Origin of the sequence: Noviherbaspirillum sp., assembly GCF_035254865.1 — a bacterium.
GTDB lineage: Bacteria > Pseudomonadota > Gammaproteobacteria > Burkholderiales > Burkholderiaceae_D > Noviherbaspirillum.
Genome location: NZ_DATFAF010000075.1, coordinates 128,102 through 143,231 on the forward strand (window position 1 = coordinate 128,102; position 15,130 = coordinate 143,231).

Annotated in this window: 13 protein-coding genes; 9 read left to right on the forward strand and 4 right to left on the reverse strand. The window is 55.2% G+C overall.

The features are described from left to right. Nucleotides 1-22: 22 nt before the first annotated feature. Together tssK and tssJ are read right to left on the reverse strand one after the other, a co-directional pair. A complete protein-coding gene (tssK, locus tag VJ651_RS18045; RefSeq protein ID WP_324108768.1) occupies nt 23-1,369 on the reverse strand; it encodes a type VI secretion system baseplate subunit TssK in 1,347 nt (448 codons plus the stop codon). A 32-nt stretch (nt 1,370-1,401) separates the two neighbouring features. Continuing rightward, entirely contained in the window at nt 1,402-1,998 is a 597-nt protein-coding gene (gene tssJ / locus VJ651_RS18050) for a type VI secretion system lipoprotein TssJ (RefSeq protein ID WP_324108769.1), read from the reverse strand. Nucleotides 1,999-2,267: 269 nt separating this feature from the next. On the opposite strand from tssJ, the gene VJ651_RS18055 reads away from it, so the two are divergent. The 9 genes from VJ651_RS18055 (at nt 2,268) to tssA (ending at nt 12,880) form a co-directional block, all read left to right on the forward strand. Next, a complete protein-coding gene (locus tag VJ651_RS18055) occupies nt 2,268-2,909 on the forward strand; it encodes a tetratricopeptide repeat protein (RefSeq protein ID WP_324108770.1) in 642 nt (213 codons plus the stop codon). Between the two features lie 52 nt (nt 2,910-2,961). Beyond that, a complete protein-coding gene (gene tssB, locus VJ651_RS18060; RefSeq protein WP_324108771.1) occupies nt 2,962-3,471 on the forward strand; it encodes a type VI secretion system contractile sheath small subunit in 510 nt (169 codons plus the stop codon). A gap of 1 nt (nt 3,472) precedes the next feature. Continuing rightward, the gene (tssC, locus tag VJ651_RS18065; RefSeq protein ID WP_324108772.1) at nt 3,473-4,960 is read left to right on the forward strand and encodes a type VI secretion system contractile sheath large subunit; all 1,488 of its coding nucleotides are present in this window, start codon (nt 3,473-3,475) and stop codon (nt 4,958-4,960) included. Nucleotides 4,961-5,028: 68 nt separating this feature from the next. Beyond that, nucleotides 5,029-5,535, forward strand: coding sequence for a type VI secretion system tube protein Hcp (locus tag VJ651_RS18070; protein ID WP_324108773.1), 507 nt, complete (start codon nt 5,029-5,031; stop codon nt 5,533-5,535). A gap of 88 nt (nt 5,536-5,623) precedes the next feature. Next, nucleotides 5,624-6,133, forward strand: coding sequence for a type VI secretion system baseplate subunit TssE (gene tssE, locus VJ651_RS18075; RefSeq protein ID WP_324108774.1), 510 nt, complete (start codon nt 5,624-5,626; stop codon nt 6,131-6,133). 6 nt (nt 6,134-6,139) lie between these two features. After that, nucleotides 6,140-7,981 (forward strand): type VI secretion system baseplate subunit TssF, encoded by a 1,842-nt coding sequence (gene tssF / locus VJ651_RS18080; RefSeq protein WP_324108775.1) that lies wholly within the window; start codon nt 6,140-6,142, stop codon nt 7,979-7,981. Then, a complete protein-coding gene (tssG, locus tag VJ651_RS18085) occupies nt 7,945-9,051 on the forward strand; it encodes a type VI secretion system baseplate subunit TssG (protein WP_324108776.1) in 1,107 nt (368 codons plus the stop codon). Before tssF ends, tssG begins: the two co-directional genes overlap by 37 nt. Before the next feature lie 19 nt (nt 9,052-9,070). Beyond that, entirely contained in the window at nt 9,071-11,791 is a 2,721-nt protein-coding gene (gene tssH, locus VJ651_RS18090; RefSeq protein WP_324108777.1) for a type VI secretion system ATPase TssH, read from the forward strand. 15 nt (nt 11,792-11,806) lie between these two features. Then, entirely contained in the window at nt 11,807-12,880 is a 1,074-nt protein-coding gene (gene tssA, locus VJ651_RS18095) for a type VI secretion system protein TssA (protein WP_324108778.1), read from the forward strand. 395 nt (nt 12,881-13,275) lie between these two features. Here tssA and VJ651_RS18100 read toward each other — a convergent pair whose 3' ends face one another. After that, on the reverse strand, nt 13,276-14,076 hold the full coding sequence (locus VJ651_RS18100) for an OmpA family protein (RefSeq protein ID WP_324108779.1): 801 nt from the start codon (nt 14,074-14,076) through the stop codon (nt 13,276-13,278). Nucleotides 14,077-14,129: 53 nt separating this feature from the next. Continuing rightward, nucleotides 14,130-15,125, reverse strand: a complete 996-nt coding sequence (gene tagF, locus VJ651_RS18105; protein ID WP_324108780.1) for a type VI secretion system-associated protein TagF — start codon at nt 15,123-15,125, stop codon at nt 14,130-14,132. Nucleotides 15,126-15,130: the final 5 nt, after the last annotated feature.

The window sequence follows — 15,130 nt, forward strand, 5'->3', positions numbered from 1 at the left end:
TTTTGGGTGAGAGTGTCAGTGATCATTGTGCAACTGCATACAATTCGAGTTTGAGGTTTTTGAACCCGGCCGGAACGTACACCATGATCGATCCGGAAGCGATCATGCGTTCGTAGAGTGCGCCATGCGGTTCAACTGAAAAGTAATAGCATCCCGGCCGAACCGGAATGGCCGCCGGGACTTGAGGCGCCGCCATCAGTCGCACGCCGGGCATTGCTGACGACACCATCCGTTCCACATCATCCGGTGCACCGACCTTGATGCGAAGTGGCGCCGTCTCTACAAGATCCGCAGGCGGCATGTCGGCGGCCACCGAAAGATAGTACGAGGCATTTTGGGTCAATTTTTCGGGATCGATGCGGCCAAGATGGAAGGCGGGCTTCACCTCGGTCAGTGCGATCGAGAAGTAGCGCGAAGAAATGACCGTTTCAATCAATTCCCGGATGATGTGGTCCAGCCTGGCAAACTCCGGCCCCGGATCCGCATGCTTGTATATCGGCAGATTGGAAAGGCTGTACGCTTTTGAAAATGTCAGCAGCTGTCCGGCCAACTTCAGGAGTTCGTGAAACAGACGCTCGGGGTGCAGAGCCGGATGATGGAACAAGTGTTGAAGCGACGCGTATGCGCTGTTCACGGTGTTCAGCAGCCAGAACGAGGCAATATCTCCCGAGCGAAACTCGACGACATTCAGTGAAGGTTCGCGATGATAGCCATAGAGCGCTTGTGCCTTCGCCTGCAGGATTTCCATCAGGCGGCGCGCCATCAGGAAGATCGATGGGGACGAGCGAATCGTCAGAACGGGTGGAACGAATGCGGAGTCGAGCTCGTAGCCGCCGGAGCTCGTCGCACGCACGCGTGCAATCGGCATCGAAACGTATTGCTCCCGATTGTCGTGCTCGGACAGTAAGCGAAATGATTTTTTCAGAATCGTAAGTTCGGATTCGATGGCATTGGTGTACAGATCCGGTGCCTGCTCTTCGCATTGATGATATCGGAATGCCTGGCCCGGCGAGACTTGGGCGGAGAAATTGGGGCCGTAATCGCGCAGATAGGGCAGTGCGAGGAAGAAGACGACACCATTGCCGATATTCTCGATTGATGCCAGATTGACCGGCTCCGGCGGTGCGTCATTGTCGGGTGCGTTGACGATCTCGCCATCGGGGAGTATGCCTGTGACGCTGGTAATCCGAAGCACGCCTGCATTGATCGCTTCCGTATCGAACTTCACATCGCGGACACCCCAAAGGTAAGGATGGGCGGCGCGCCCAAACTCGACCAGACGTGACTCGTGGTAAAGGTCCTGGCGCTGAAAATGCTGGGGGCGGAGGAAAAGACCTTCGCCCCATAGAATCTTTGCTGAGCGGTTCATGTTATTGAAGAGTAAGAGTTTCTGTATGGTTGTTATTTGCATCTGGCAGAAGCCAGCAGGGTTGCTTCATTCGCCGGGACGCCGATCGGTGAGGGGCTGGTTGCTGTCATCGCGCATGTGTGAACGCCAACGGTGATGCCCGAGCGCTCTGCGTCGGATGCAGCAAACGCATATCGCCAGCGCTGCGCATAGGGGGAACGAAACAATGCGGCGACCGCCAGGTAACTTGCATCGGCTGGAAGCATTTCCTGGATATCGAGTGTTTGCCCGGGTGACAAAGTCAGCTCTCTTGCCGCGACGAGATCGTTCCCAAGCGCCTCTTTTTCCTTGTCCGCCAGGCCGACACTCGAGTAGGGCATGGCCAGGAAGCCGTTCTGATTCCGCAGTTTGTACAGGCGTATCACCGTAGCGAGGCCTTGTCCGTCATCACCAGCGTTCATGTCGCGCGCGCCCTCCAGTCGCAATGCAACGGTTTTCGACTTGCTTGAAGACGCAGAACTGTCCGGAAGCTTTATGCCGACCGAACTCAGCGCGACCTCCGTGATCTTTCCGGCAACCATTTGAGTAGCGGAACCGCAACCGGCAAGCAGCACAACAGCCGTAATCCCTGCGGTCATCCATTCGGCCACTAGATTGGCAGCGAGCCGACGTCGCCGCGCTATGACTTCAGGCATTCAGATCCTTTCCAAGCTGTCTTGCCGCACTAAGCGGCAAATAAAATATCAAAAAAACAATTGTGTTTTTTATAATGTTTCAGTTAGTATAGCCGAATGTTGGTAATGTGTTAATTATAAGTTTGTCAAAATTGTCTGGCGGAACGGTGTCTGCTGCTGAAAACTGTCAAGCCGCGCGTTTCCTCGCTCAGTAATTTCCGCAACCTGTATCGCAAGGAATAAAAATGCCAATTCCCAAATCTTCTGGTCGCCAGCATTCGCCGCGTGCCGTTCGTTATTGCATCGGAGCCATGGTGCTGACGGCCTCCGTGCTTGCCGGTTGCGCAGCCACGCCTCCCGGCGGCGAAAAAGGTAACGTCGACTTGCTATACAAGGATGCCGACACAGAACTTGCGAAGGGGCAGAACGAAAAGGCAGTCGCCTTGTTGAATAGGGCTGCCAAAGAAAATCCGACCAGCATAGTGCCGTGGCTGAAGATGGCAAACATCTGGTTTGAAATGGGTAATTACCCACCAGCCATTGTCGCCGCCAACGAGGTATTGCGGCGCGACGAGGCAAATCAGGAGGCCAAGAGCGTTTTGGTTGTGGCGGGCCTTCGGGTCGCTGCGGGAGCGGTCGCCGGCTTGCGGCCTAACGGAGCAGTCAACATGAGCGCGCGCCTTGAGGCGGAGAACCTGACCAATTCGTTGCGCGGCGTACTCGGCGAAAAAGTGCTGGTGCCCGCCGGCGGCAGTGAGGGGAAATCGGCGAGCGCTGCGCCACGACCGAAGTCGCATGCGCGATCTGCCGCAACAACCAGAATTTCAAAAGCCCCGCAAGGTAACCCGGACGCCAGTTCGACAGACCCATTCAAGTCATTGAAATAGCGCGCGACGCCCAAAACCACACCTGATATCAGTCATCGAAGGAGAACTCTCTATGTCAAAGAAAGAAAGCGTGCAGAAGAAGCTGCAGCGCGTTCGCCCCCCACGCGTACAACTCACCTATGACGTCGAAATCGGCGATGCGATCGAACAAAAGGAAATCCCGTTCGTTGTCGGCGTCATGGGTGATTTTTCAGGCAACTCGGAAGTGACGCTTCCCAAACTCAAGGAGCGCAAGTTCGTCAATGTCGACCTCGACAATTTTGACGATGTCATGAAAGGCGTTGAACCGCGCGCCGCATACCGCGTGAAGAACACGCTCAGCGAAAAGGGCGGGGATTTCGCGGTCGATATCAAGTTCAGGTCGATCGAGGACTTTCGTCCGGAAGCTGTCGTCCAGCAGGTCGAGCCCTTGCGCAAGTTGCTTGAGGCGCGCGGCAAGCTGTCCGACTTGAGGAACAAGCTCGCCGGCAATGAGAAGCTGGAAGATGTGTTGAGCGAGGTTCTGTCAAATACCGAAAACCTGCAGCAGTTAGGCAAGGAAACACAGCGGAAGGAGGACTGAGATGAGCGCTCAAGCACAAGCCTCGAACTTCGCTCTTGAAGAACAATCTGCGAGCAGCCTGCTCGATCGCGTCGTCAGCGAAAGCAGGGTGGCACGTTCGGATACGGAAAGGGCGCGCGCAAGGGATCTGATCGGCGAACTTGTGGGACAAGTTCTCGAAGGGACTGTCGTCATCTCCAGCAATCTTGCCGCGACTCTGGATGCGCGCATTGCAGAGCTCGACTCCCTCATCTCGGACCAGTTGAGTGAAATTCTGCATGCGCCCGAATTCCAGAAGTTGGAGAGTACCTGGCGCGGCTTGCACTTTCTTTGCAAGCATACCTCGACCGGCGAGACGCTCAAGATCAAGATGTTGAATGCGAACAAGAAGGATCTGGTTCGTGACTTCAGCAACGCGATCGATTTTGACCAGAGTGCACTGTTCAAGAAAGTGTACGAAGAGGAGTTCGGAACCTTCGGCGGCGCACCATTTGGTGCCCTGATTGGCGACTACGAGATCAATCGCCAGCCAGAAGACATGTACTTCATCGAGCAGATGTCGCATGTGGCCGCGGCATCCCATGCACCGTTCATCTCCGCCGCTTCGCCGGAACTGCTTGGATTGGAGTCATTTGCCGATCTTGGAAGGCCGCGTGACATGGCGAAAATCTTCGATACGCTGGAATACGCCAAGTGGAAGTCATTCCGGGAGTCTGAGGATTCACGCTATGTTGGACTGACCATTCCACGTTTCCTTGGGCGCATGCCTTACCACCCGAAGGAAGGTACCGTGGTCGAAGGATTCAATTTTGTGGAGGACGTGGACGGCACGAACCACAGCAAGTACCTCTGGATTAACACTGCGTATGCGTTTGCGGCGCGGCTCACGAGCGCGTTCGAACATTACGGTTGGTGTGCGGCTATCCGTGGTGTTGAAGGCGGCGGCCTCGTGGAAGACCTTCCGACACATACCTTCAAGACGGACGACGGCGAAATCGCTCTGAAGTGCCCAACCGAGATTGCCATCACTGATCGCCGGGAAAAGGAGCTGAGTGATCTTGGATTCATTCCGCTCGTGCACTGCAAGAATACCGACTACGCAGCATTTTTTGGCGCACAGTCGGTGCAGCGCGCAAAGAAATACAACAGCGATGCGGCCAATGCCAATGCGGTGCTGTCCACCCAGTTGCAATACATCTTTGCGTCGTCCCGGATTGCGCATTACCTGAAGTCGATGATGCGCGACAAGATCGGCAGTTTTGCGGCTGCGTCAAATGTCGAGCAGTTTTTGAACAACTGGCTCGCACAATACGTCGTGATGGACGATTCCGCATCACAGGAAGTCAAGGCGCAGTATCCCTTGCGCGAGGCATCCGTGCAGGTATCGGAAGTTCCGGGGCGCCCTGGCGTCTATCGCGCCGTCACATTCCTGCGCCCGCATTTCCAGCTCGATGAGCTGAGTGTCTCGTTGCGTTTGGTTGCCGAGTTACCGCAGTCGGCAAAGGCATAGGATCTTCTGCGGTAGTTGTAAAACCCTATTAGCACACTAGCGTGCGTATTTTTAAGGAGCTATAGAGCATGAAAGATATCTACCTGAAGTTTGAGGGTGGTGATACCAAGATCGAAGGCGAGTCGCGCGACGAAGGCCACCCGAAATGGCTTGAGGCGCTGTCTTGGAGCCACTTGATTCGCCAACCCAAGTCGGCGACGGCGAGTACTTCCGGCGGCCACACCGCGGAACGTTGCGAACATGGCGATATGGTTTTCGTCAAGGATATTGACTCGACAAGCCCGTCGTTGTGGCTGGCATGCAGCCAGGGCGATACCTATAACAAGGTAACGATCGATTTCATGCGCGCTAGCGGCAAGGACAAGGTCAAGTATCTGGAAATCGTCCTCAACCATGTCATCGTCTCGTCCGTTACTCCGACGGTCGACGGCGAAGGCCTGCCGACCGAGACGGTCACACTGAAGTACGCTTCGGTGAAATGGACGTACACGGTACAGGGCATCGATGGCAAGAAAGGCGGCAGCAATCCGCAAATGTGGAGCCTGTCGAAGAACAAGGCGACTGAAGCAGTGTAATCACCGAATACGTCTCCATTCCGTGGTTGCGGCGCTGCTAACGCGCCGCAATTCATGCTTCGTCCATCTCCATGCTTCATGTTTATTCATGTCTTCAGGTTTGCTCTCGACTGCCAAGTATCCCCCCACATTGCTGGAACGGTTGACCGATAACGCGCCGCGAGAGGCGGGAGAGCGTAATCCGATCCGCCTCATCGGCGACGAAGAATTGAAAGAATCGGTGGCACGTGATTTGGAAGCCCTGCTGAATTGCCGATGCGCTTACGGAGAGGACGTCTTTCTTCACTTTCCCGAAACATTGAAGTCGATTGGCAGCTATGGCATGGGCGACTTCGTCGGGCGGAGCCTGGCAAACCCGGCCGATCGAAACCATATCTGCCGGTCGCTGGAACGCACGATCGCGATGCATGAACGCCGTCTAAAGCAGGTGCGTGTCTTGCTGGAGCTGGAAAGTGGAGCGGTCAACCGTTTGCGCTTCGCCATTCATGCACTGTTGGTCGTCCATCCGGCTACCGAGCCGGTTTTCTTTGATGCGCTGTTGCAGCCATCAACCCTCCAATACTCCGTCAGCAAAGCCAAACGCTTGGTTGCTAGTTGAGAATTCATGGATACCTTGTTGCCGTACTACGAGCGTGAGCTCACCTTTTTGCGCCGACAGTCTAGTGAGTTTGCCCGGCGTTATCCAAAGGTTGCGGGTCGCCTGTTGTTGTCTGGCGAGACGTGTGAGGATCCCCACATTGAACGCCTGATCGAATCTTTCGCGTTTCTGGCGGGACGCATTCACAAGAAACTGGATGACGAATATCCGGAATTTACCGACTCGCTCCTGCAGGTTGTTTTTCCGCAATATCTCAAACCATTTCCGTCCGCGTCAATTGCGCATTTTGATAGTGGGAGCGGCGCGGCACAGCTTGCGAAAGCAGCACGCATCCCAAGAAGTACGCTGCTCAACACACGCCCCGTGCGCGGTGTTCCATGCCGTTTCACGACCACTTATGACGTTGACATCTGGCCGATAAAGGTCGTCAACGCGGCCTTCGAGAATATCTTCGACGTCGCCGGGCTGCCCGTCAACATGGCGCGCTCCATCAGCTCGGTAATACGACTTGATCTTGTCGTGTCGTCGGACAACGTCGGTTTCGACGCTCTGCGAGCGAACAAGCTTCGCTTTTATCTGAACGGCGAGCCCGCCGTTGTTGCATTGGTCCGTGAGGCATTATTCTCGAAAGCGCTTGGGCTCTGGGTGACGTCGCACACGATGCCGGAAAAAGTCGAACTGCCGGCCAGCGCGATCCTGCCGGTCGGATTTGCTGATGATGAAGCATTGCTTGAGGAAGACCCGCGTTCGCATCGCGCTCACCAATTGATGCTCGAATATTTTGTCTTTCCCGAGAAATTCAATTTCTTCGATCTTGACCTGGTCGCGCTGAACGAGAAATTGCCTCTACACACGCGAACACTGGAAATTCGAATCGGCTTGGCGGGTGTGGCGGACAGGAGTTCGTCTGCCAATCTGCTCGACCGCATTACGAAGGACAATTTCGTGCTCGGATGTACGCCGGTTGTCAACTTGTTCCGGCAAATTCCCGAGCCGATTCGGGTTAGCGGAACGGAAACGACCTACCCAGTCATCGTCGACTGTCGGCGGCCAGCGGCCTATGAAGTTTACGACATCAGGCGTGTTTTCCAGGTCAGGCAGAGTGTCGATGGCGAAGAAGTGTGCGAGTTCCTTCCTTTCTACTCGATTCGACACGGCCAGCCACACGATGGTCCGGTTCGATATTGGCATGCAAGCCACCAGGACGACGGCGCGTCGTCGAGCTATTCAATGGCATTGTCGCTGATTGATTCGACAATGGATTTGCAGTGCCCCGCAACAAACACTTTGAGCCTGGACCTCACGTGTACCAACCGTGACCTGCCATCCCAATTGCCCTTCGGTTTGCTGGAGGGGGACCTGTTCGCCGAAGGCGGAACGATTGCCAAGACAATACGGATGTTGCGCAAACCGACGCCGAGTTGTCGTTTTCCCAAAGGTCGGGGTGCACAATGGCGTTTGATTTCCCATCTGTCGCTGAACCATCTTTCGCTGTCGGGGCAGGGAGTGGACGCGATCAAGGAAATCTTGACGCTTTACGATATCGCGGGTTCCATTGCGAACAACAAGCAGATCAACGGTATTACGGCGATTGACCAGCGGCCGGTCACGGCGCGTATTCGAGGTAATCCATTTCCGGTATTCGCACGCGGGATGCAGATCCGCATCACGCTGGACGAAACGCATTATGCAGGTATTGGTCTGTTCACATTCGCCCAGATCCTGGACCATTTCTTCGGGCACTACGTGCATGCCAATAGTTTCACGCAATTGGTATTGATTTCCAAACAATCAGGACAGGAGTTGCTCACATGCCCGGCGAGAAACGGCGCATCCATCCTGGCCTGATTGACCGTCTGCGTGACGAGCCGTACCGCTTTGAATTTTTTCAGGCGGTGCGCCTGCTTCTCGCACATTCCCGCGCCCATTCGTGTGAAGAAGGTGCAGACGTGCTCGGCCAGACAATCAGTTTTCGAAGTTCGGTATCGCTGGCATTCCCTCCGAGCGAGATCGAGTCTCTCGATTTCGAATGGGGAAATGCGCCGGAATCCGGCACCGAGGGATGCAATGACGCGTCTGGCTGCACCAGCCCGGGAGCGTTTAAAAAGGCCACCATGACACCATCGTTCATGGGACTTACGGGACCGTCGGGCGTCTTGCCGCGACATTACACACAGCATGTGGCAGAGCGCGAAATCTTTTATCGGGACTCTGCGTCCCGCGCATTTTTCGATATTTTTACGACCCGGGCGGTTGCGCTGTTTTATCAGAGCTGGCTAAAGTACCGGCTTCATCTTCAGTACGAGGCAGATCGCAAGAATTGCTTTCTGCCCTCCATCTTGAGCCTTGCCGGTCTTGGGTTAAAAGGTACCCGCGACCGATTGATCGACGGCGCGGAAGGCATTCCCGACGAGTCTCTCGCTTATTACTCCGCAGCGCTTCGACAGCGACCGCAATCGGCACAATGGTTCTCAAGAATCGCCGCCGATTATTTTCAAATCCGCTGCACCATCGAGCAGTTTGTCGGGCAATGGTTCGAATTACCGCAGCACGAACTGACTCGTCTTGGAGTTGCGAACTGCGTGTTGGGACATACAGGATTTTGTGGGAATCGCGTATGGGATCGTCATGCGAAGTTGCGATTGACAATCGGCCCCATGCGACGTGACCAGTTTGAGGGTTTTCTTCCCGGCGGCTCGGCGTTCAAAAGTTTGAGACGCTTGTTTCGGCTCATGGTTGGCGCCACGTTCGACTGTGAGGTGAGACTCGTTCTGGACAAGCGGGATATTGGCGCCGCTTGTCTGGATACGCAGTCACGCGGCACGCGTCTCGGCTGGAACGGCTGGTTCAAGTCCCGCAATATCTGGGCAGATGCATCCGACACGGCCTATCTGATCCGAGCCTCCGATCCTATTTGACAGACTTACTTTTTTAGACATGACAGCGAACTTGAAGGTACTTATCGGTAAATTGAACTCGACATGCAAGCAAGCGGCGGAGCAGGCCGTCAATCATTGCGTGACACGTGGGCAATATGAGGTCGATCTGGAGCATTTTTTTCTCGCGCTTCTTGATAACAGGCGCAGCGACTTTGCGCACCTTTGCCGGCATTACGATATCAGCCATACGGCTCTTGAAAAAGATCTGCTCAACGAAATTTCAGGTTTTAAATCCGGAAACTCACGTACTCCGGTGTTTTCCGAACACTTGCCGAAATTATTCGAGCATGCGTGGCTTCTGGCATCTCTCGATAGCCAGACTCCTCGTATCCGCAGCGCACATCTACTGCTTGCTCTACTTACGGCATCCGATCTTTCGCAACTAGCATATCGAGGCTCGAAGCAATTTGTCCGGTTTGCGGTCGAGGAGCTCAAGCACAAGCTTTCCGACCTGATCTCCGCTTTTCCGGAAGCTCTGGAATCCGCCGACTTCATTCCCGGACTGGAGGGGGCGTCCGAGGTTCCGATGGCGAGCGGGCGTGATTCTTCAGCAAAAACGCCGGCGCTCGACCAGTACACCATCAATCTGACCCAACACGCACGCGAGGGAAAAATCGACCCTGTTATCGGCCGGGATCCTGAGATCCGCCAGGCGATTGACATCCTGATGCGGCGGCGGCAGAACAATCCGATCCTGACTGGCGAAGCGGGGGTTGGCAAGACGGCGGTCGTCGAGGGACTTGCGCAACGGATTGCGGATGGCGATGTTCCCTCGTCGCTGAAAGGCGTCGAGCTGCATGTGCTCGATCTCGGCCTGCTGCAGGCCGGGGCGAGCGTGAAGGGGGAGTTCGAGAATCGCCTGCGCAGTGTGATTGAAGAGGTCAAGCGTAGCCCGCATCCGATCATTCTCTTTATCGACGAGGCACACACCATTATTGGCGCCGGCGGACAGGCTGGGCAGAACGATGCGGCCAATTTGCTGAAACCGGCTCTCGCGCGAGGTGAGTTGCGTACGGTGGCGGCCACGACCTGGAGCGAGTACAAGAAATTTTTCGAGAAGGACGCTGCACTTGCGCGCCGCTTCCAGGTTGTGAAAGTTGAAGAGCCGTCAGAAGCAGCAGCTTGTTCGATGCTGAGGGGACTGGTGGCCAAGATGGAGCGCCATTTCAATGTTCGTGTCCTGGATGAAGCTGTTGTGGACGCCGTTCGGCTATCAGCGCGCTACATCAGCGGTCGACAGCTGCCGGACAAGGCGATTAGCGTGCTTGATACGGCTTGTGCGCGCGTCGCGCTCGGCAACTCCGCCACACCAGGTTCCATTGAAGACCGGCGGCGATCGATCATGGCGCTGTCGGAAGAAATTGCCGCACTGGAAAGAGAGATGGCCAGCGGCGGTTCGCACGTCGGCCGACTTGGCGAACTGCGCGCGGAGCGAGAGGCAAGTCAGGCACAGCTGGCATTGGACGAAAGCCGGTGGGAAATCGAGAAGTCGCTGGTGAGGAAAATCCAGGAGTTGTGCGCCCAGCTTGAGGGCGGCCCGCATGCTGGAACCGGACGGGCCGATGCCCTTGAAGCGGGCGGCGTTGCGGCTATCAACGAGAAAGCGGTGCCAGCGCCTGACAGCGCGGCACGGGCACGTGAGTTGGGCCGCCTGCGCGAGGAGCTGATCTCGCTTCAGGGCGAGAAGCCGTTGGTGCCGGTATGCGTTGACGGCCAGACGGTGGGGGAAATCATATCGGGATGGACCGGCATTCCATTGGGCAAAATGGTGAAGGATGAAATCAAGACAATCCTGAACCTGAAACCTTTACTCGAGGAGCGCGTCGTTGGTCAGTCGCATGCATTAGAGCAAATTGCGCAACGCGTTCGATCGGCCCGTGCCAACATTGAGGAGCCAAACAAGCCCAAAGGGGTTTTCCTGTTCGTCGGACCCTCCGGCGTAGGCAAGACAGAAACTGCGCTTGCGCTCGCTGACATCCTGTATGGCGGCGAGCGCAACCTGATTACTATCAACATGTCCGAATATCAGGAATCCCACTCGGTATCGGGCCTGAAGGGCTCGCCACCGGGATATGTCGGATATGGCGAAGGGGGAGTGTTAACTGAGGCCGTGCGAAGAAAGCCCTATTCCGTCGTGCTTCTGGACGAAATAGAAAAAGCGCATCCCGATGTTCTGGAATTGTTTTTCCAGGTATTCGACAAGGGAGTGATGGATGATGCCGAGGGCCGCGAAGTCGACTTCAGGAATACGGTGATCATCCTTACGTCCAATGTCGCTTCACAGAGCATCATGCAGGCTTGTCTGAACAAGAGCGTCGACGAACTTCCGAGCGCCGAAAGCCTGGCTGAAGGCATCCGACCACAGCTTTATAAAGCATTCAAACCGGCCTTTCTTGGACGGATGAAGGTTATTCCTTATTATCCATTGCCTGATCCGATTCTCGCCGAAATCATTTGCCTCAAACTGGATCGCATCAAGCAGCGAGTGCAGTTAAACCACAAGGCGAAGCTCTCATTCAGCAGTGAGGTTGTTGATTCGGTACTCGCCCGCTGCACGGAAGTGGATTCAGGTGCACGTAATGTCGACCATATTCTTAACGGGACAATGCTGCCGCAAATTGCGGAAACGGTTCTTGTGCGGATGGCGGAAGGTAAACCAATCAAGGCCGTCAAGATCGGTGTCAACAAGGACGGCCAGTTCAGTTACAAGGTCAATTGATCGGGTACAAAGCTTATGACTGCAAATATCAGCGACCTGTTAGTACCAATTTCCGACGCGCGTCCATGCGGCGAGGATCTGTCCTTTTCTGCCGAATTCGACCAGATTCAGGAGGCGCGGCGGGAAGACGACCCGAATGTCGATTATGGCGCGTGGCAAACGACGCTCAAGCAAGCCAATTGGCCCGCAGTGATCGCTTGCTGCACCGACTTGCTTCGGAGTTGCAGCAAGGACTTGCGTTTGGCAGCCTGGCTGACTGAAGGCCTCGTAAAGACCGCTGGATTGAGCGGCCTTGCGGACGGAATCGAGCTTCATGCGCACCTGATGGAGCGTTTCGGTCGGGACATTCATCCGCAGGGTGATGGGGGAGACCAGGAGATGCGCATTGGCACGCTGAACTGGCTTAACCTGAGAATGTCGGAACTTGTTCGTCAAATACCCATCACGCGAGCAAAGGAAGGTCAATACAGCTTGAACGATTATGTTGCGGCTCGCCAGTTGCAGGCGCAACGACAACGCAACGCGGAGGCTGCGGAAAATGTGGAAGAAGGCGTCACGCTCGAAAAATTTTCTGGCGCTGCCGGCAAGACCGAGAAGTCACTGTACAGACAATGGATGGATGATGCTTCGCGCGGTCGTGACGCATTAATGCAGTTGGCCACGACGGCGGATCATCAGTTCGGTGTCGACGGCCCGTCGTTTACGCAATTGCGCGACGGGATTGACGCGGTCCAACAGCGCCTCGAATCGATTGCCAAGGAGCTCGGTATCCTTTCAGTCGAGGATGCACCAGCAGACATTCACGGAAGCTCGGACCCCATTGATGGTGAGTTGGCCGCACAGGCGACGTCGCATGGACCTATCCGCACCCGTGCACAGGCATTGGAGGCCTTGCGCGAGGTGGCGAAGTTTTTCCGAACTACCGAGCCGCACAGTCCGGTTGCGTATCTTGCGGATAAGGCCGCCCATTGGGGAGCAATGCCTTTGCACCTGTGGTTGCGGAGCGTGGTCAAGGATCAGGGCAGCATGTCGCACATCGAGGAATTGCTGGGCTTGGAATCAGATCAGGACAGCAGTCGTGGAGCTTGACCGTTCCTGTTGCAAACATCTTATGTGGTAGGAATTGCAGATCGGCGCACTTCATGCAAGACAACGCCGGGCCTATGTCTGTAGTTTGCGGCGCAGCAAGGCAGAGTTCTGACGATTGGGATTGGTAGAAGTGCCGAGATCGACTACCCACTGGTCTGGTGATACCAGCTATTGCGCAGACAATTTGACGGGACGGCCGAAAGCGCAATGCATGAGACTAATGGGGGCGGCCCGATCCCGACATGCTCCGCTCTCTAGCATGGTTAAAGGGATGGGATCGTGCATAAGACAAAGCCACTTTGCAGGGAGACGCCATTCATCGCATGCAAGGCGCTGTATCATTGGATGTAGACGACTTTTTGAGCTGCTCGAGTTTTGGTATTGGATCCATCCACTTATTGACTTACCCGAAACTCGATTCGTCGATTTCGCCGCCGGCCTTCTTCGGTGGTGTTAGAGACAATTGGTTGGTCTGCGCCCATACCGCTGGTGTTCAATGCTTGTGAAGAAATCCCGTGCGCCACAAGATATGTCTTGACGGACTCGGCACGTGAGCGCGAAAGAGAGGTATTGCGTGCAGGTGCCCCGATGTTGTCGGTATGCCCGATAATTTCTATTTTCTTGGTCTCCAGTTTTTTCAGCGCCTCCGCCATCTCGTTGAGAATTTCCTTTCCGGATTCGGTCAACATTGCGCTGCCAGGTTCAAATTCCACGACGCGATTTGCCAATGCTCTATCGACCAGGGACTGATCGTCAGCGGTGACGCGAAGACCGTTCTTCACGACATAGTTTGGATTGAGTGCAGCGGCAAAGTCATTTGCGATTGCTTTACGCAGTGTTTCGCTATTGACCTCGCCTCGAATGGACACAGTTGTGCCTTCAAGGACCAGTTTCCCTTTACTGATGGACTTCAATCGCTGAGTGATGAGCTTCGATGCATTGGCCGACCAGTTAGGCGGAGCTACAACCCCACCAACGCCTATTTGATCGATGACCTGACCGGCCCCATAGATCTCTTGCAGCCGCGCCAGCAATGCCGCTTTGCTGGCTTCATCCGGAACCGTCCCCGAAATAACGACGCGTCCCGGTGGGACGGAAACCTGGGACGGTGAGGAAGCATCGCCTGTGGCCGCCATGGCGGAATGAAGCATCATGATGGCCGACAGGGTGATGCTTGAGAGGAGAGAGATGTTCATTCGAAATAGACTATTGACGTGAAGTGGCGGCATACGGCGAAGACATCGTCCATCTAGCCAGAAAATCCTTGCCGAAAGGTTTCCACGAGCTGTTGCAATGAGAGTTCTTCATGTTCCAGGTAGCTGGACAACTTTAGTGTGGCAACGTCCTGCAATGCATGGTCTTCAACCCATGTGGATCGGCTGATGTCGATCAGCGTGGCCGATGCCGTGTCTTCTTCAAACAGCGCGCGAAAGATGGTTGGCGTCGTACCGTTGAAAGTGAGAATCAGTTTGGGGCTGCCAAAGTGCATGCATGAAAATACGCTCAGCTCGAAGTCTGATCTGGAGAGAAAGACACTGATCAGTTGAAGCCATAAGGCCTTGACCAGGGCGAGTCTTGCGGGGTCACGCGGCAACGGCATGGCCAGGCCTTTTTGAGGTGCAACCGTGTAGTTGGTCAATATGGGTTGCAGCAGATATCCAATTGCAAGAACCATCTGGCGCACAGATGACTGCCCATCGGAGATGCCGAGGGCATTCGCCAGCCCGGCGACGCTGGTGGAACCAAGGAACTGATCGTAGCCATCGCAGACTTTGCCTCTCGCGAACTCAGCTTCTAGCGGTACGTCACCTAATGTAATCAATGTGTCTACGGCGTCATGCGCTTTGGCCGCGTGATGAATAAGGGCGCGCTGATGATTAACGTGCCGCTCCAACACCATCGGACTGAGATGGAGAAATTCGAGTGCGTCATCAGTCTCGAACAGAGTCGCGGCGACAAATGGAAAACGGCGGGAAGATGCATCGCCGCTCGGGATCAGCGAGCCGCATATTGCGCGTTTCTTGCGTGTTCCCAGGAGAAGGAAGTCAACCGGGCCGGCGTTATCGTAGTAATTCTTCCATCCGGGATTCGCGATCAGCAGTTCCATCCCTTGCGCAATCCAGTTGTCGATCAGGGCAATGACTTTGGTGCCAGACGCGCTTTTTACAAAATCACCGCGTGAGGCGATCTTTCCGAAATAGAGTGAGCTGGAATTGCGTAGCTGAATTGCATTGCTTGAACTCATGATTT